Annotated in this window: 13 protein-coding genes and 2 pseudogenes; 8 read left to right on the top strand and 7 right to left on the bottom strand. The window is 63.7% G+C overall.

Translation table 11 applies throughout. The features are described from left to right. Positions 1-88: 88 nt before the first annotated feature. Positions 89-1,963 carry an AsmA family protein gene (locus RH91_RS00130; protein ID WP_232283347.1) on the top strand — a complete coding sequence of 625 codons (1,875 nt, stop codon included), beginning with the start codon at positions 89-91 and terminating at the stop codon, positions 1,961-1,963. A 53-nt stretch (positions 1,964-2,016) separates the two neighbouring features. On the opposite strand, the gene RH91_RS00125 is transcribed toward RH91_RS00130, so the two are convergent. Beyond that, on the bottom strand, positions 2,017-2,364 hold the full coding sequence (locus tag RH91_RS00125; protein WP_010160418.1) for an antibiotic biosynthesis monooxygenase family protein: 348 nt from the start codon (positions 2,362-2,364) through the stop codon (positions 2,017-2,019). Next, complete coding sequence (locus tag RH91_RS00120) at positions 2,361-2,690, bottom strand: NIPSNAP family protein (RefSeq protein ID WP_010160417.1); 330 nt, start codon at positions 2,688-2,690, stop codon at positions 2,361-2,363. Before RH91_RS00120 ends, RH91_RS00125 begins: the two co-directional genes overlap by 4 nt. Positions 2,691-2,825: 135 nt before the next feature. On the opposite strand from RH91_RS00120, the gene RH91_RS00115 reads away from it, so the two are divergent. Next, entirely contained in the window at positions 2,826-3,539 is a 714-nt protein-coding gene (locus tag RH91_RS00115; protein ID WP_010160416.1) for an ArsR/SmtB family transcription factor, read from the top strand. A gap of 188 nt (positions 3,540-3,727) precedes the next feature. On the opposite strand, the gene RH91_RS00110 is transcribed toward RH91_RS00115, so the two are convergent. The 3 genes from RH91_RS00110 to rplK form a co-directional block, all read right to left on the bottom strand. Next, positions 3,728-5,800 (bottom strand): catalase, encoded by a 2,073-nt coding sequence (locus RH91_RS00110; RefSeq protein WP_010160415.1) that lies wholly within the window; start codon positions 5,798-5,800, stop codon positions 3,728-3,730. 412 nt (positions 5,801-6,212) lie between these two features. Then, a complete protein-coding gene (rplA, locus tag RH91_RS00105) occupies positions 6,213-6,911 on the bottom strand; it encodes a 50S ribosomal protein L1 (protein ID WP_010160414.1) in 699 nt (232 codons plus the stop codon). A gap of 4 nt (positions 6,912-6,915) precedes the next feature. After that, positions 6,916-7,347, bottom strand: coding sequence for a 50S ribosomal protein L11 (gene rplK / locus RH91_RS00100; protein ID WP_010160412.1), 432 nt, complete (start codon positions 7,345-7,347; stop codon positions 6,916-6,918). Positions 7,348-7,947: 600 nt separating this feature from the next. Here rplK and RH91_RS00095 point away from each other — a divergent pair. Beyond that, the gene (locus RH91_RS00095; RefSeq protein ID WP_010160411.1) at positions 7,948-8,487 is read left to right on the top strand and encodes a PEPxxWA-CTERM sorting domain-containing protein; all 540 of its coding nucleotides are present in this window, start codon (positions 7,948-7,950) and stop codon (positions 8,485-8,487) included. A 114-nt stretch (positions 8,488-8,601) separates the two neighbouring features. Here the strand turns inward: RH91_RS00095 and RH91_RS00090 are convergent, their stop codons facing one another. Continuing rightward, positions 8,602-9,288, bottom strand: a complete 687-nt coding sequence (locus RH91_RS00090) for a hypothetical protein (RefSeq protein WP_010160410.1) — start codon at positions 9,286-9,288, stop codon at positions 8,602-8,604. A gap of 4 nt (positions 9,289-9,292) precedes the next feature. Beyond that, entirely contained in the window at positions 9,293-10,504 is a 1,212-nt protein-coding gene (locus RH91_RS00085; protein WP_010160409.1) for a toxic anion resistance protein, read from the bottom strand. Positions 10,505-10,679: 175 nt separating this feature from the next. Between RH91_RS00085 and RH91_RS00080 the strand changes: the two are divergent. From RH91_RS00080 to RH91_RS22740, 5 genes and pseudogenes are all read left to right on the top strand, one after another. Next, positions 10,680-13,049 (top strand): annotated as a pseudogene (locus tag RH91_RS00080) (TonB-dependent receptor). Positions 13,050-13,171: 122 nt separating this feature from the next. Beyond that, on the top strand, positions 13,172-13,999 hold the full coding sequence (locus RH91_RS00075; protein WP_010160406.1) for a 2OG-Fe(II) oxygenase: 828 nt from the start codon (positions 13,172-13,174) through the stop codon (positions 13,997-13,999). Between the two features lie 141 nt (positions 14,000-14,140). Further along, positions 14,141-15,982, top strand: coding sequence for a translational GTPase TypA (gene typA, locus RH91_RS00070; protein ID WP_010160405.1), 1,842 nt, complete (start codon positions 14,141-14,143; stop codon positions 15,980-15,982). Between the two features lie 714 nt (positions 15,983-16,696). Then, the gene (locus RH91_RS21335; RefSeq protein WP_198283211.1) at positions 16,697-17,968 is read left to right on the top strand and encodes a reverse transcriptase domain-containing protein; all 1,272 of its coding nucleotides are present in this window, start codon (positions 16,697-16,699) and stop codon (positions 17,966-17,968) included. Positions 17,969-18,108: 140 nt separating this feature from the next. After that, positions 18,109-18,532 (top strand): annotated as a pseudogene (locus tag RH91_RS22740) (hypothetical protein); the annotation flags it as partial.

Genomic DNA, 18,532 nt, shown 5'->3' with positions numbered 1-18,532 from the left:
GACCAATCCTCCCGTTCCGGCCCCGTCCGAGCAGCCCGCGATCTCCTTCACCCCCAAGCCGCGATCGCGCCTGCGATCGCGGTTGCTCGTGAGCGCCGTCGTGGGCAGCGCGGTGGTGGTGGTCGGGGTCGTCGCGCTGGGGGCGTTTCCGTTCGGCCTGCTCCGCGGGACGATCGAGAACCGCCTGTCCGCCGCGCTCGATACGAAGGTGCAGGTCGGATCGGTGACGCGCGACAGCGTGTTTTCCTATACCCCGGTGGTGTCGGTCCGCGACATGCGGATCGCGCAGCCCGCCTGGGTCGGGCCGGGCGATTTCGTCCGCGTGGCGACCGCAAGCGTGCGCGTGCCGGTGCTGTCGCTGCTGCTCGGCAAGTTTCGCCCGGACAAGGTCAGCATCGACGGCGCGAGGATCGCGCTGGTGCGCGACGCCACGGGGCGCGAGAACTGGAAGCCCGAACGCAAGAAGCCCAAGCGCGACGGTGACAGCCGCCCGAGCCTGTCCGACCTGACGATCACCAACAGCCAGGTCGTGATCCGCGATGCCAAGCGTGGGCTGATCGTCGGCGGGCCGCTCAGCGTCGATGCACAGAACGGGCTGCGCTATGCCGCGACGGGGACGTTCCAGGATACCCCCGCCACGCTGAACCTTACCGGCGGCAAGATCACCGGGATCGACCCGACCGCACCCTATCCGTTCAAGGCGACGCTCGCTTCGCCTGCGCTGCGGATGGCGGTCAACGGGCAGATGCGTGGGGTGCTCGACACACGGCATTTCAGCGCGGACATCACCGCCCGCGCGCCGACGCTCAAGAACCTCGACCGGATCATCGAGGCGGGGCTGTTCGGGTCGCAGCCGATCAACCTCGCGGGCAAGATCCGCCACGACGGGCGCGACTGGTATGTCGACCGGATCGCCGGGAGCATGGGGCGGTCGTTGTTCAGCGGCGTGGCGACGATCCACAAGGATGGCGGGCGGACCAACATCGACGCCAAGGTCGATGCGCGGCAGTTCGACTTCGACGATCTTGCGGATGCCGAGGGGCGCGCGCAATCGGCGGCGCGCAAGGCGGCGCTCGGCCCGCGCGTGATCCCGCCGACACGGATCAACCTGTCCAAGATGGGCAAGACCGACGGGCGGATCGTGTTCGTCGCGCACCGGCTGCTGTCGAGCGGGGGGACGGTGTTCAAGAGCCTGTCGGGTTCGCTGACGCTCGACCACCGCGTGATCACGGTCAGCAACGTGGTCGCGACGCTGGCGAGCGGGCGCATGACGGGGACGGTCAAGGTCGATCACCGCAGCGGCGTGCCCAAGCTCGCGATCGACCTGCGGCTGGCGGGGCTGACGCTGGATGCGCTGGTCGGGCAGCCAAGGATGATCTCGGGGCCGGTGCGCGGGCATATCGTGATGACCGGGCAGGGCGACACGGTGCGCGAGGCGATGGCGCATGCGAGCGGCAAGGCCGCGATCGTCGCGACCGACGGGCATGTCCAGCGGATGGTCGCGGACGTGCTCGGGCAGAATCTCAGCGGCGCGGTCGCGCATGCGATCGGCGGCCCGAGCGAGACGGTGCCGCTGCGCTGCCTCGTCGCCAATTTCCGCGCGAGCGGCGGCGTGCTGACGCCCAATCCGCTGGCGATCGATACGGGCGCTTCGGTCGGGCGCGGGTCGGGGCGGATTTTGCTCGATGGCGAACGGCTCGAGCTGACGCTGGCGGGCGCGAGCAAGAGCAATGCGCTGCTGCGGATCGCGGACCCGATCCACGTCCGGGGCACGCTGGGGTCGCCGACGGTGACCGTCGCGGGGCTCGGCGCGTCGGAGAAGCCGACCGCTGGCGGCGTGCTGCGCGTGTTGGGGCGGTCGATCGGGCAGGCGCTGGGGATTACCAAGACGCCGCCCTCGGCGGCGGGGCGTCCGCCGACGACGGTGAATTGCTCGGCGGCGGTGGCGGCGGCGTTGCGATAGGGGCGGGCGCAACATGGTAAGGACTGCGTGTTTCCGTCGTCCGACCGCATGCGCTACGGCGCGTGAAAATCGAAACTGTCGGCCGGGGCCTCAGCGCGATCGACCATGCCGTAATCACGGATGACAGACGCAACCCGTAGCCGATAGGTCATGAAGATGCCCGCTCGTCCATGCGCCTGCGTGGCGCGATGCGCGGTGGTGTTTCGCCACTGCCGAACAGCGTCTTCGTCCCTGAAGAAGGAGAGCGACACCAACCTGTTGGGCACCGACATGCTCTGGAAGCGCTCGACCGACAGGAACCCGTCGATCCTTCCAAGCTCGTCGCACAACGCAGCGGCGAACGCGAGATATCGATCCCTCTGTCCTTCAGCGAGCTCGACCTCGAAGATGACGGCGATCATGGTTTCATCAACGGTGCATGGGGCGCAGAAGCAAGTCGGAGGAACATCCGATCCTCCCGCAGGATAAAGCGCTCCCGCTTCGCGAAGTCGTAATTGCTGCGGCCGAGCGGATCGTCGCGAAGTCGGGCACGGTAAGCCTCGTAGGCGGCGAGGTCCGCGATGTTGTATAGGCCATAGGCGGTCGTGGCGGAGCCTTCGTGCGGCGCGAAATAGCCGATCAGATCGGCTCCGCACCGCGGTATCGCCTCTCCCCAATTGCGGGCATATTCCTCGAACGCGTCGACACGGAACTGGTCGATTTCGTAGCGGATGAAACATGTAATCATGGCTGGCCTTCCGGGATCGTTACCGGACCGCCGTAGACTCGAGGCATCGAACGATGTTTCGGTCGCCACCGAAGCGTGAAGACGCCCCTTTGTGCGATGAGTCGTGCAAGAGGGCTTATTCCGAAGGGACGATCGATGCTTACCACGACCGGAATTGCCGAGATCGCCGCCCTGATCGGCGATCCTGCCCGAAGCGCGATGCTGGTCGCGCTGATGGACGGGCGCGCGCTCACCGCAACCGAACTCGCCAACGTTGCAGGCATAATGCCCCAGACAGCGAGCGGCCATCTGGGGCGCATGACGGTTGCGGGATTGCTGGCCGTCGAACGACAAGGACGCCATCGGTATCATCGGCTCGCATCCTCGACCGTCGCGACCATGATCGAGGGAATCATGGCGGTTGCGGCCGAGCCGGCCAACAGGTCCAAACGCACGGTAAGAACGGGGCCGCGTGATGCGGCAATGCGTCGTGCCCGCTCCTGTTACGATCACCTCGCCGGCAGTATTGCGGTCACCGTCGCCGATCGCATGGGTGAGCAGGGTTACATCGCCGATCTGGCGGACGGTGGCGCGTTAACTGCCGAAGGGGTGGCGTTCCTCCGATCGATCGGCATCGACGTCGATACTGCGTTAAGCCGTACGACCGCCCGCAGGCTGTTCTGTCGTCCCTGCCTCGACTGGAGCGAACGTCGCCCGCACATCGCCGGTACGATTGGTGCGGCCTTGTTGACGGCATGCTTCGAACATGACTGGATGCGCCGCACCGATGGCTCGCGGGCGATCTCGCTCACGTGGACCGGCGCGCTCGCATTGAAACTCAACTTCGGGATCGAATCAGTCGAGCAATAGCAGGCGTTCTGTTTCCGATCAGGAACCCGCAGCAGGATAGCGTCCCCGTCCAGCGCTCTGAAATTCATCCTGTCCGTCCGCTCGTCCACGACCCAGGCGAATACCTTCACCCCGCATACCGGCGAAACACAAAAAAGGCCCGGTGCGAAGCGCACCGGGCCTTTTCCGTTACCCTATCGCCTCAGCAATCAGGCGAGATCGCGCACGTTAGGCTCGCGCGCGAAGAAGCGCTTCGCCGCTGCCTTGACGAAGCCCGCGCCAAGATCGGTCACGCCTTCGTCCTTCTCCACGCCGGCCTTGTCGAGCAACGGCTGTGCCGCTGCGCTCGCACCGACCGCCTTGAGATGCCCGAACGCGTCCATCGCGAACTGGACCGCCGCGCCCTGCTTGAGCAGCATCGCGCAACCCTCTGCCGAAAGCGCGATCGCGACCGCGTCGAAGATCTGCGACGGCGTACCGGCGAGCTGGCCGTCGGCCTTGCGCTTGCTGCCGTCCGACAGCGTTGCGCCGCCGACCTTGGGCGCGACCAGCACGGCCTTGCCCTTGGCGTCCTTGATCGACGCGACCAGCGCGTCGAGCTCGGCGGCGTCGGTGCCGTCCGCGATCAGGATGCCGACGACGCGGCCTTCCAGCGTCTCCTTCATGTTCTTCTGGATCGACAGCGCGTCCGAAGGCTTCATGTCGACCGGCTCGCGCGCAGCCTTCGCCTTCTCGGGCAAATCGATGTTGAGGCCGTCCGCGACACGCTGCGCTAGACCCTCATCGACGTTGCGCAGATTGGCGACCATCCGCGGCGGGACCTGATCGAGCAAACCGACCTTCGACAGCTCGAATACGAACGACGACGCGATGTGCGCCTGCTCGTTTTCGGTTGCCGAATGGAAGAACAGCCGTGCCTGGCTGTAGTGATCCGCGAACAGTTCCGAACGGACACGGAGCTTGTCGCCCGTCTCGTCGGCGCCGGTCGCGGCGTTGGTCGTGACATAGCCCTTGGTCGCGCTCTCGCGCGGTCCGCCATCCTCGCCGTGCGCGGCAAGGCTGTTGGGCTCGTAGTTTGCGCGGCCCTTGGGGACCTTGGTCTGCATCATCCCGTCGCGCTGGAAGTTGCCAGCCGGCGAGCGCGGGCTGTTGATCGGGATCTGGTGGAAGTTGGTCGTCCCCAGACGCGACTTCTGCGTGTCGAGATAGCTGAACAGGCGCCCTTGCAGCAGCGGATCGTTCGAGAAATCGATCCCCGGCACGACGTTGGTCGGCAGGAAGGCGACCTGCTCGGTCTCGGCGAAGAAGTTGTCGACGTTGCGGTCGAGCACCATCCGCCCGATGATCCGCACCGGCACGTCCTCTTCCGGGATCAGCTTGGTCGAATCGAGCACGTCATACGGCTGCGCTTCGGCAAACGCCTGGTCGAACACCTGGATGCCGAGCTCCCACTCGGGGAAATCGCCGCCGTCGATCGCCTCGAACAGGTCGCGACGATGATAATCGTTGTCGGCGGCCTGGAGCTTGAGCGTCTCGTCCCAGATCGTCGACTGGAGGCCGAGCTTGGGCTTCCAGTGGAACTTGACGAAGCTGCTGTTGCCCTCGGCATTGACGAGGCGGAAGGTGTGAACGCCGAAGCCTTCCATCATCCGCAGCGAGCGGGGGAGGGTACGGTCCGACATCGCCCACATCAGCATGTGAGTCGCTTCCGGCATCAGCGATGCCCAGTCCCAGAAGGTGTCGTGCGCGCTGCCGGCCTGCGGATAGGCGCGGTCGGCTTCCATCTTCACCGAATGGATCAGGTCGGGGAACTTGATCGCGTCCTGGATGAAGAACACCGGGATGTTGTTGCCGACGAGATCCCAATTGCCCTCGGTCGTGTAGAACTTGACCGCAAAGCCGCGCACGTCGCGCGGGGTGTCGACCGAGCCTGCACCGCCGGCGACGGTCGAGAAGCGTGCGAAGACCTCGGTCTTCTCGCCCTTCTTGAACACCGCCGCGCGCGACAGGTCCGAAATGTCGTCGGTCGCTTCGAAATAGCCGTGGGCGCCCGAACCGCGCGCGTGGACGATCCGCTCCGGGATCCGCTCGTGATCGAAGTGGAAGATCTTCTCGCGCAGCACGAAGTCCTCGAGCAGCGTGGGGCCGCGCGAACCGCTCTTGAGGCTGTTCTGGTTGTCGGAAACGGGAACGCCGTGGTTGGTCGTCAGGACGGGCGCATCGCCTTGCGCCTGCTGATGCGTCTCGCCACCGTTGCCGGTGACCGTGTCGAAATCTGCCATGTAGGGAGCCTTCTTGGGGGTTCGGGCAGACGACGAATGCGGGGCGGCTAGGTTCCGTGAAAGATGGTTGATCGAGATTGGTGCGGGGTGGGGCGGGGTGGGGCGGGGTGCGTGGAGATGGCTTTGTTGTAGACCACTGGTGCCGCAGAACGGGCACTGCGCCCGCCCAACGCACCCGACATCCCGAACTCGTTTCGGGATCCACCGCGGTCCGGATCCAACGGGTGCGGGAGCCCGCCGCACGGTGGATGCCGAAACGAGTTCGGCATGACGACGGTGTGGGGAGGGGCGGGTATACCGCCGCCTGCCGTCGCGCGGAGGGCGTCGGAACCTGTCCGCACGCCCCGCCGCGCAAAGAAAAAGGGCCGGGGTTTCCCCCGGCCCTTTCGCATTCCGTTCGTCGAACGCAGGCTTACGCCGCCGAAACCTCGGCGGTGTCGACCTTGATGCCGGCGCCCATCGTCGAGCTGACGGCGACCTTGCGGACATACTTGCCCTTGGCGCCCGTCGGCTTGGCCTTGACGATGGCGTCGACCAGCGCGTCGAAGTTCGCGCGCAGGTCCTCGTTCGTGAACGATGCCTTGCCGATGCCCGAGTGGATGATCCCGGCCTTCTCGACGCGATATTCGATCTGGCCGCCCTTGGCTGCCTTGACCGCTTCGGCGACGTTCATCGTGACCGTGCCGAGCTTCGGGTTCGGCATCAGGCCCTTGGGACCGAGCACCTTACCGAGGCGACCGACGACGCCCATCATGTCCGGGGTCGCGATGCAGCGATCGAAATCGATCGTGCCACCTTGGACGATTTCCATCAGGTCTTCCGCACCGACGACGTCTGCACCAGCGGCGCGGGCTTCGTCAGCCTTGGCACCCTTGGCGAACACGCCAACGCGAACCGTCTTGCCGGTGCCCTTTGGCAGCGTAACGACGCCGCGCACCATCTGGTCCGCGTGACGCGGATCGACGCCAAGGTTCATCGCGACTTCGATCGTCTCGTCGAACTTCGACGTTGCGTGGGTCTTGGCGAGCGCAATTGCCTCGTCGATGCCGTACAGCTTCTCGCTGTTGATCGCGGTGCCGAGCGTCTTTGCCTTCTTGGTCAGCTTTGCCATGATCTCAGCCCTCCACCACTTCGAGGCCCATTGCGCGGGCGGAGCCTTCGATGATGCGGGTTGCCGCGTCGATGTCGTTGGCGTTGAGATCCTTCATCTTCGCGGTCGCGATTTCCGAAAGCTGCGAGCGCTTGATCTTGCCGGCAACCGTCTTGCCCGGCTCCTTCGAGCCCGACTTGAGGCCTGCGGCCTTCTTGATCAGGAACGTCGCGGGCGGCGTCTTGGTCTCGAACGAGAAGCTGCGGTCGGCATAGACGGTGATGACGGTGGGGAGCGGCGTGCCGACTTCCTGGTCACCGGTCGACGCGTTGAACGCCTTGCAGAATTCCATGATGTTGACGCCGCGCTGACCCAGCGCAGGACCGATCGGGGGCGACGGGTTGGCCTTGCCGGCCGGCACCTGAAGCTTGATGTAGCCTGTAATCTTCTTTGCCATAAGGCGGTCTCACTCTGTCATGGGGCGCGGGCGCCGCGAGGGTGCCGTGCCCGGTTCAAGTTTAGCGGTTCTAGCGACGCCTCCATAAAGAGCCGCCTCCCGCAAATCCCAGCGATGTCTCGTCGGAAGGGAGCGCGCATAGCCGATCGGCAACGAGTGCGCAAGGCGGGCTCGAGGGCGATCCCGTCCGTCGGCGCGGTCGTTTCGGGGCAAGGCAAAGTCGTGAAAAGTCTACAATCCTTTTGGTGGAAATTCCCGTCCGAGGACGGAGGATCGTTTCCCGACTTGGCAGGTGTTGGCCGTATCTTTCTTGAAAAACGAAGGAAACCGCGTGTTGTCCACTTGGCGCGACTACGATCGCAGGCGACCTGTCGGTATCGGTTACACCAATTACAGTGCCATTGCCCGCGACCATTTTGCGTGACCCCGAACCTGTTCGACGCCGGTCGGCGCAGCAAGGTGCCCTGCCGCTCCTGATCACAGATCCGGACGTTTTGCTGCAATGCATCATAGAAAGTGGCGGAAATCCGCGGTTGGCACGACTCTTGTTAACCAGTGCTCATGCCCCCCCCGGGTGATCAGAGGAAAAGGGTTCCTATTATGAAGAAGATTTTGAGCGCAGCGACGGTTGCACTGCTCGCCACCGCAGCGCCGGCATTCGCCGCCACGCCGATCAACGTTCCGTTCACCGCGCCGACCGGCGTTGCAACCACCGAGGCCTTCTCGGGTCTGGTTCGCGTGACCGTCAGCGGCACGGGCTTCTCGAACGGCACTGCCGTGAACGACGCTTTCTATTCGGTTTCGACGCAGAACCGTAACTCGGGTCTGTACCAGCTCGGCTTCGCGGCAAACGGCGCGGCGCTGAAGGCTGTTTCGAACTCGATCTTCGGCGGTGTCGTGCCGACGTACAGCGCGAACAACACCTACAGCTTCGTGCTGAACACCGGCCTGTCGCAGGCGAGCCTGCTGTCGTTCGGCGTGCTGGACGACCAGTTCGGTGACAACGGCGGTTCGTACACCGTTTCGGTCGCTGCAGTGCCGGAGCCCGCAACGTGGGGCATGATGCTGGTCGGCTTCGGCATGATCGGTTTCGGCCTGCGTTCGTACCAGCGCAAGTCGACCAAGGTCACCTACGCCTAAGCGTAAGACCAACGTCTAAAGGTACCGCCGTCCTTCGGGACGGCGGTATTTTTTTGTCCGGTCGCCAAGCCGTCCGAAGCCGGGTCGCTTCAGGGTAACGGATCGGCAGACACGTCAGTCGCGGTATTTGATCTCGAGAAAGCGACCGCGCGTTTCCAGCAGGTCGAGATCGCCCTGCGCCAGTTGCGCGGACATTTGCGAAATCTCCTCGTCGATCAGGCGAAGGCCGTCGGCAAGCTGCGCGTCGGGGGTCCGCCCGTTGCGCTCGACCGTGCGCAATCCGGCGGGAACCTTGGCATAATCGCGGATCAGTTCGGGCAATTGCTCGCCGACGAGCTTGCGGACTTCGGTCGCGGCGGGCTGTTGCTCGTCCAGCGTGGCGAGTTGCGGCGCGAGCGCCTCGAGCCGGACACCGATTCCGTCCACCAGCGTTTGCGCAGGGGCAGGGAGCAGGGCACGCTGTGTCTCGAGCCATTGCTCGGTCATTCGCGGTAGGGTCTTGAGCGGCACCGCGGTCAACTGTTCGGCGCGAACCTGCGGTGTCAGGCTTGCGAACAGCAGGGTCGCGGTCACGACCGCCATCAGCGCGAAGACGAGCAACGCGCCGCCCATGCCGAGCGGAATGAACCATCCGAGCGTGACCGCCACGACCAGGATCGCTAGATCCGCCGCCGCGGCATAGCCGACCCGCTTCGCGATGCCGGTCGCCGCACGCCGCCGTCCGCGCTGGAGCGCGCGCGCCGCGCGGGTTCGGTCGAGAACCTCGCCCGCGCGCGCTACCTGGCGATCGACGTCGGTCATCGGCTTACTCCGCCTCAAGCTTGAAGGTGTCGCCCGGGCCGGACAGCCGGTTCTGCGCGGCACCCTCGGCACGCGCGATATAGCCCTTCGACTTCTCGACCTCGTTCGACAGCGTGCCGACCGTGGTCTTCATCGAATCCAGCGCCTTGAGCTTGAACGAGTCGATCGCATCCATCGTGTCGTAGATGTTCTGGAACGCGCGCTGGAGCGTCTCGACCGGGATGGTCGAGGCGGCGGCCTGCTCGTGGATCGTCGCGGTCTGCGACTTGAGCAGCTTGCCGGTCGCATCGATGATGTTGGCGGTGGTGGTGTTGAGCGCGGTGATCTGGTCGAGCACGAGCCGCTGGTTGGCGAGCGCCTGCGCGACCGTGACCGCAGTGCGCAGCGCGGACACGGTGGTAGTCGAGGCGCGGTCGACGCCCTTGATCAGCTCGACGTTGTTCTTCTTGACGAGGTCGAGCGCGAGATACCCCTGCACCGTCACCGCCATCTGCGTAAGGAGATCCTGAGTCCGCTGGCGCACGTAGAACAGCGCGCTCTCGCGGATCGCCTTGGCCTTGGCGGGGTCGCTATGGTCGAGGTCGTTCGCCTTGTCCTCGAGCCGTGCGTCCATTTCCTTCGACAACACGATCATCTGCTCGAGCCGCCCCATTGCGGTCCACAGGTTGCTGCGTTCGGTATCGATCGCGGCATTGTCCATCAGCAGCTCGTCCTTGCCGCGCGCGAGCGTCTTGAGGATCGCCGAGATGTGCGACTGCGAGGAGCGGTATTTGTCGAAATAGGTGTTGAGTCCGCCGCCGAACAGCTTGGACATGATGCCCCGGCTCGAGATCAGCTTGCTGTTGGTCGAGGGGTCGAGCTTTTCGATCGTGCGGCGGAGTTCCGTAAGGTCGGCACCGACTCCGGTCTCGCCGTCCATCGCCTTGACCGGACGGTCGAGGAAGCGGTTGGACTGCTCGGCTGCGGCGCGGATTTCCTTCTGGCCCATCGCGGCGATCGCGTCGACGCGCTTGCCGAATTCGGGGGAGTTGACGTCCTGCGCCACGAGATCGTCGACGAAGCCCGCGACCTTGTCCTGCAACTTGCTGCGGACGCCATCTTCTACGGGCACGAGCCCGATCGCCTTTTCGGGCGCGAGCACGGGAACGGGATCGGGGGGCGTCAGGACCAGCCCGGACGCCGCGGCATCCGTATCAGTCGGTGCAGTCGTCGCCATCGGTCAGTCTCCCACTTACGCGGACGATAAATGCCGCCGATCTTCCGTCGCTTCAAGTGTATTAAAACAACAGTACACGTAATTCCCGCAGGTTGTAACGAAACCGTAACGGTTCAGCCACGCGTTCGACGCATCCCCTCCATATTGCGGCGCAACACAAAACTGGGGGTCCTTGATGCGTAACCATATTACCTTTGTAACGAGTGCAATCCTGCTCGGCTGCTGTTCGTCCACCGCGATCGCGCAGGCAACCGTGCAACCGAGCGAGCCGACCGCCGAAGGCGGCGACATCGTCGTGACCGCGCAGAAGCGCGAGCAACGGATCCAGGACGTTCCCATCACGGTCAGCGCGGTCACCGGCGCGCGGATGGCCGAGCTGGGGGTCAATTCGCTTGCCGAAGTCGCCCTCTATATTCCGGGGCTGCGGATTCAGGAGCAGAGCGCCAACAATCCGGGCTTCGTCATTCGCGGGATCACGTCGGACAGCGGTTCGTCGCAGCAGGGTGCGCGCGTTTCGCTGTATGCGAACGGGGTCGACATTTCGCGGACGCGCGGCGCGTATCAGGATCTTTACGATCTCGAGCGGATCGAAGTGGTCAAGGGGCCGCAGGCGACACTGTTCGGCACCGCTTCCGCCGTCGGCGCGGTCAACCTCATCTCCGCGCCGGCGCGCGCCGGGACGTCTGCGCAGCTGATCGGCACGTACGGCAATTACAATCGCGGGCAGGCGTCTGGCTTCCTCAACGTCGGCAACGACACGCTCGCTGCGCGCGTCGCGTTTGCGTACAAATATCACGACGGGTTCGTCCGCAACATCGCGGGCGACCCCAAGGTGCCCAACCAGAACCAGGGCAAGGTCAATCAGGACGATCTCAACGGACAGGACCAGCGCGGCATCCGCGGTTCGCTGCGTTGGGCACCGACCGACCGGCTGACTGCCAATCTCGTGCTGAGCTATGACGGCCAGCGCAACCCGGGCACCGCCTTCCGCTCGCGCGCGCAGGCACCGACCGGCGGCAATGGCGGCGATTACAGCTACGCCGAACTGTCGGGCTCGCCGTTCAGCGAAAGCGTGCTGGGCGCCCGCAAGCTCGGGCTCAAGCGCGATGTCTATGACGCGAACCTGACCGTCGTCGCGGAGCTCGCCCCCGGGGTGACCTTCACGACCGTCAACGGCTATCGCAAGTTCAACAGCAACGAAGTGTTCGACGCGGACGGCGGGCCCGCCTGGTATCTCGAATTCGGCGAGGACGCGCGCGGCGACCAGTGGAGCCACGAAGGCCGCTTCAACTTCACCGGTGACACATACCGTGCGTCGTTCGGCTGGAACGCCTTCTTCGAGAACAATCTGCAGCGCGTTCCCTTTTCGACCGAGGAAGGGACGTACCTGACCTGCGCGGGCGCGCTGCCCGCGGCCACACGCACCGCGCTGGCGGCCGCCGGAATCCCAAGCGGGGCAGGGTGCGTACTGCCCAACGGGACGATCCCCGCGACTCGCACCACCGGCATCCTGACCCGCGGCGCGGCAACGCAAATTCCCTACGCCTCGGTCTTCACCAATTACGGGACCAACGACACTTATTCGGTGTTTGCCGACGGGACGTGGATCCCGACCCCCAGGCTCGAACTGACCGCAGGCGCGCGCGTACTGATCGAGCAGCGCAAGTCGGGCTACAGCTCGGTCCAGCCCAAGTCGGTGCTGGGCGGGGTTCCCTTGCTGCCGACCGTCAGTACCGGGGGGCAACTGTTCACCGCGGTGCGCAGCTTCCAGGCGATCCTGCCGCGCTTCAACGCGCTGTACCGCGTGACCAGCGACATCAACCTCTACGCGACGATCAGCAAGGGGCGGCGCTCGCCGGTCGTTCAGCTGGCGGCGATGAATTCGGCGGCGGGCGTGATCCCCAACCTGCAGATCGTGCCCGAGGAAGTGGTGTGGAATTACGAGGGCGGAATCAAGGGCACGGTGGGGCCGTTCAACGGGTCTGTCGGGGTGTTCTATCAGACCTATAACGGCTTCCAGGTCAGCGTGACCGACAGCAGCGGCCGCACCACCACGCAGAGCGCGGGCAAGGCGCGCAACCCCGGCGTCGAGGCCGAGGGCAATCTCAAGCTCGGGCGGTTCGTCCAGCTGTTCGGGAACTTCGCCTATGTCGACGGCAAGATCGCCAATAACGCGAGCTACGGCGTCTTCTCGGGCGATCGCTTCCGGTTGCAGCCGCAATATACCGCCTCGGGCGGGGCGACGATCCGGGTGCCGGTACAGCGGGTGACCTTCTACGCTACGCCGTCCGCGACGTATCAAAGCAGCCAGTTCTTCGAGCTGCCCAACAACCCCGCGATCAGCCAGGGTGCCTAGGCGCTGGCCAACATCCGCGCCGGCGTCGAATTGGCGGACGGGCGCTATTCGATCGGCGGTTTCGCGCGCAACTTGCTTGACCGCAAGTATCTGATCGATGCGGGCAACACCGGCGGCGGCTTCGGAATCCCGACCTACATCCGGGGTGAGCCACGCGTCTACGGCGTGGAGGTGAGCGGCCGGTTCTAAGGCCAAGTTATGGGGCTTCAGAGCGACTTGGCAGACTGAAGCCCCAAGTCCCGGGAAGAATGCCTAATTGCCGATACACCTTAAATACTATAGACATTCGCTTCTATAAACGGGGGCGTTTGATGGCTGTATTAGATCTCAAGGTCGATTCGGGGGTTGTCGTCTTCGACGAGGCGGCATGTCGCGCCGCGGGCAAGGCGCTGCACGACCAATATGTAGCGGCCAGTCCTTTCCCCAGCATCGTGATCGACGATTTTCTGGATCCGGACCTTCTGCGCAAGGTTGTCGCGGAATTTCCAAGGTCGGACGGCAAGACGCATTTCGACCGGTCGCAGGAACGGCTGAAATATCAATATCCGCCAAGCGAATGGTCCGGGCCGGTTACGCACAGCCTGTTCGCGGCGTTCAACAGCGACGCGTTCGTCGGCTTCCTTGAGGAAATGACCGGGATCAGCGGGCTGATCGTCGATCCGTCGTTCGTCGGGGGCGGGTTGCACGAGACCAAGCGCGGCGGGCATCTCGGGGTGCATGCCGACTTCAACCAGCATGTCCGGCTGAACGTGGTGCGCCAGCTCAACCTGCTCGTCTATCTCAACGAGGATTGGGACGAGAGTTACGGCGGCAATCTCGAACTTTGGGACAAGGGCATGAAGACGCGCGAGGTCAGCGTGTTGCCGGTGCTCGGGCGTGCGGTCGTGTTCACGACCACGCTCGACAGCTATCATGGCCAGCCCGACCCGGTGACGTGCCCGCCCGAGCTCTCGCGCCGGTCGATGGCGCTGTATTATTACAAGGCGGTCGAGGGCGGGCTCGCGACCTTGCCCAAGCGGACGACCGCGTTCCAGGTGCGGCCCAAATCGGCCGATCAGGTCGATTGGCGGATCCGCAGCAAGCATCTGATCGACGACTGGGTGCCGCCGGTGATCCGGCGCCGGATCAAGCGGATCTGACCCTTGTCCGACCAAAGCGCGGCGGGTCGGGTGGCGTTCGCGCCGCCCGGCCCGCAGCTCGTTTCGCCCCCGCCCTTGTTGCAGTGCACGGTTTCCGCTAGGGGCACGCGATCCTTTTCCCGATTTTGTAACGAGACACCCATGAGCCTCCGCAATGTGGCCATCATCGCACACGTCGATCATGGCAAAACGACCCTGGTCGACCAGCTCTTCCGCCAGTCCGGGACCTTCCGCGACAACCAGCGGATTGAAGAAAGAGCCATGGATTCCAATGACTTGGAAAAAGAGCGTGGCATCACCATTCTTGCCAAGCCGACCTCGGTCGACTGGACGCCACCGGGTGCAGACGAGAGCATCCGCATCAACATCGTCGACACCCCCGGCCACGCCGATTTCGGCGGCGAAGTCGAGCGCATCCTCAGCATGGTCGACGGCGTCGTCCTGCTGGTCGATTCGTCGGAAGGCGCAATGCCGCAGACCAAGTTCGTCACCGGCAAGGCGCTCGCGCTCGGGCTGAAGCCGATCGTCGTCGTCAACAAGGTCGATCGGAACGACGCGCGCATCCAGGAAGTGCTCGACGAAGTGTTCGACCTGTTCGTGTCGCTCGACGCGAACGACGAGCAGCTCGATTTCCCCGTGCTCTACGCATCGGGCCGCAACGGCTACGCCTCGACCGACATGGACGCGCGCGAAGGCACGCTGATCCCGATGTTCGAGACGATCGTCGCGCACGTGCCGCCGCCCGCGGTCGAAGTCGCCGGCGTGCCGTTCACCTTCCTCGTCACACTGCTCGATCGCGATCCGTTCCTCGGCCGCATCCTCACCGGCCGCGTCAACTCGGGCGTGGTCAAGGTCAACCAGCCGATCCACGCGCTCGACAACGATGGCAAGATCATCGAGACCGGCCGCGCCTCCAAGATCATGTCGTTCCGCGGGCTCGACCGCGTGCCGGTCGACGAAGCCAAGGCAGGTGACATCATCAGCCTCGCGGGCCTCTCGGTCGCCACCGTCGCCGACACGATCGCGGACATCACCGTGACCGAGCCGCTCCACGCCCAGCCGATCGATCCGCCCACGCTGTCGATGCGCTTTGCCGTGAACGATTCGCCGATGGCGGGCCGCGAGGGCAGCAAGGTGACCAGCCGCATGATCCGCGAGCGCCTGTTCCGCGAAGCCGAGAGCAATGTCGCGGTCAAGGTGACCGAAGCCGCCGACAAGGACAGCTTCGAAGTCGCCGGGCGCGGCGAGCTCCAGCTCGGCGTGCTGATCGAGACGATGCGCCGCGAGGGCTTCGAGCTCGGCATCAGCCGCCCGCGCGTGCTGTTCGGCGAGGACGAGAACGGCAAGAAGACCGAGCCGTACGAGACCGTCATCATCGACGTAGACGAGGAATATTCGGGCACGGTCGTCGAGAAGATGAACCTGCGCAAGGCCGAGATGACCGACATGCGTCCGTCGGTCGGCGGCAAGACCCGCATCACCTTCTCCGCACCGTCGCGCGGGATGATCGGCTATCACGGCGAGTTCCTGTCGGACACGCGCGGCACCGGCATCATGAACCGGCTGTTCGAAAAGTATGACGCGTTCAAGGGCAACATCGAAGGCCGCAAGAACGGCGTGCTGATCTCCAACGGGTCGGGCGAAGCCAACACCTACGCACTGGGTCCGCTCGAAGAGCGCGGCATCCTGTTCGTCGGCCACGGCGAGGCACTGTACGAGGGCATGGTCGTCGGCGAGAACGCCAAGCCGGAGGACATGGAAGTCAATCCGATGAAGACCAAGGCGCTGACCAACTTCCGGGTCAGCGGCAAGGACGACACGGTGCGCCTGACGCCGCCGAAGAAGATGACGCTCGAGCAGGCGATCGCCTATATCGACGACGACGAGATGGTCGAAGTGACGCCCAAGTCGATCCGGCTGCGCAAGCGCTTCCTGGATGCCAACGAGCGCAAGCGCGCGAGCCGGGCGAAGCAGGCCGGGTAAGGTTGCTGGTCTTTAGGGGCTAGGAGGGAGGCCGGGTGCGAAAGCACCCGGCCTTTTTCTTTTACAACTTGGGTGTCGATTACGTTGAGCTTGACCGCGTCCTGAATGTTTCGCTACTGTATTGAGGTTGGCTTTAGCCGGTAGCCTGGCAGGCGGGATGACCGTCGGGACCAAGCGAACCTGCTACGGCGAGGCGACGGCGAAGGTCGTTACCTCGCTAGTGCGGCACGGGCCGAAAGGAACCGCTGCGGAGTACAGCACCCACTCGTCCGAAGAGTTTACTCTAGCTGCAACCTTTACCGTTTCGGGTACCTGTCAGGCGGCTAGTGGCATTATTCTGAGGGGCGGGCGGGAGCCGGGCGCGAATTCATCGCGGCGGTTGCCTAAGCGTCCAAAAACGCTAGGCTTTCGCGGAGGTGATGAAGATGCGTCAGACATGCAAAAACGTGCCACTTCGGCACGGGCCGGTTGGGGAGCCTCGCGCCTCCTGATCGGACTGGCTTTAGCCGGTAGCCTGGCAGGCGGGATGACCGTCGGGACCAAGCGAACCTGCTACGGCGAGGCGACGGCGAAGGTCGTTACCTCGCTAGTGCGGCACGGGCCGAAAGGAACCGCTGCGGAGTACAGCACCCCGTCGGACGGGTGAGGCGAACTGACAGGACCCATAGGACTCTGACTTCTGATCTGATCACAGCTGTACGAAAGCTCGACAACTTGGAGCGCGCATGGCGCGTTATCCAACAAAACGGGCGTTCCTCAAAGTCTGAGGCGGTTCGCCTCGAACTAGAGCGTTTCGCCGAAGATGCGCCACGTAATATTCGTTCTTTGAAAGGCCAACTAAGCGGCGGGCGTTTCAAATTTCAGAAGGCGAAAGGCGTTCCAATCCCAAAGCTCGACGCTAAGGGCACCCCGACCGGTAAAATTCGCCCTATCGTACTCGCGCCCGTCGAGAGTAGGATTGTGCAGCGGGCAGTTCTTAACGTGCTCGTGGAGATTGAAGCGCTCAAACCCTACGTAAAAACGCCATATAGCTTTGGCGGGATACGAAGTAATCGCGAGCGAAGCGGACAGGTGCGTGGAGACGAACTGTCGGCTGTCCCCGCCGCCATTAAAGCAGTATTGCATGAAATCGGGCAAGGGCGCGTTTTCTTTGCGAGTGCGGACATACGTGCATTCTTTACCCCCATATCAAAACCGTACGTGATGCAGGTGATCCAACACGCAGTCGACGGTGATCAAGAGTTCTGTGAATTCTTGCTTAGTGCGATTACTGTAGAATTAGATAATATTGCGTTGTTGAAGGAAAAAGTATCCGAGTTTCCGACAGAGGAGATCGGAGTTGCACAAGGCAACTCGCTGTCGCCACTGTTAGGAAACATAGCTCTCGCAAAGTTCGACGAGTTAATGAATGAAGGTGACTGTCGCTGTATTCGCTATATTGATGACTTTATAATTCTCGCCCCAACACGCAGGGCGGCGACTGCAAGGCTTACGAAGGCGACAGCCTTATTGTCTGAAATGAAGATGGAGTTGTCGCCAGAGAAAAGTTCAAAAGGCGGTGCCCCCGTTTCTGAAGGCGTCGAGTTTTTGGGTATAACAATCTACCCTGGTCTGATTAGACCGAGCGATAAAGCACAGGCACGATTTATAGAGTCCGTTGCAAAAACACTTGCTGATTCCCAAAAAGCAATGCTGTCGATGAAAAACGGAGGGGCGCTGCTGCATCGTGATCGATCACTGATAGCTACTCTCAAGCGTGTGGATGGTATGATCGACGGTTGGGGCAAGCATTATTGGTTCTGCAACGATGGGCAGACTTTCCAAGGCATTGATCAGCGGATCGCTGAACGAATTTCCGGTTATTTAGGGTGTTATCGCGCCGTTAGAGAAGATGTTCCGGCTACTACGAAAATGCAGGTTCTAGGTCTCTCTGAGCTAGCTCGACTGCAGCGCGAGCCGTTCGCGTATCCAAAAAGTCGCGAATGATTTAGCTCTTTCTTGGGCTCCTAACCAAGCTTGTCGTCGACAACCAACGCGCAGTGAGAACAAAACGCGCACAAACCTCTGTCCTACACGCCCCAATCCTGCCTACCCTGCACGCCACCACCCCAACAGGAGGCAGCGTCATGCAGAACCGCACCCCCGTCGCGCGCAGCGATCGGCCGGATCTTCCCGAGTGCGCGCCCGTGCCGCGCAAATACCGGCATGATGGCTGGACGCCCGAGCGGCAGAAGGCGTTCATCGAGGCGCTCGCCGATACCGGCTGTGTCAGCCGCGCCGCCGCGATGGTCAACATGGCGCAGGCCAATTGCTACACGCTGCGCCGCGCGCCCGGCGCGGAGGAGTTCCGCCGCGCGTGGGATGCCGCGCTCGACTTCGGGTTGCAGCGGCTGAAGGACATTGCGTTCGAACGCGCGATCGAGGGGTATCAGGTGCCGGTGTTCGTCGGCGGGAAGCTGATGGGCTATCGCCGCAAGACCAACGACGCGCTGCTGATGTTCTGCCTGCGCCATTATGGCCATGACGCCGAGGGGCGGCGCACCACCATCG

The sequence above is a fragment of the Sphingomonas sp. PAMC 26617 genome (assembly GCF_000242835.1).
Taxonomy (GTDB): Bacteria; Pseudomonadota; Alphaproteobacteria; order Sphingomonadales; family Sphingomonadaceae; genus Sphingomonas.
Note: the sequence above shows the minus strand (reverse complement) of the source record. Positions and strands in the feature narration are given on the sequence as shown.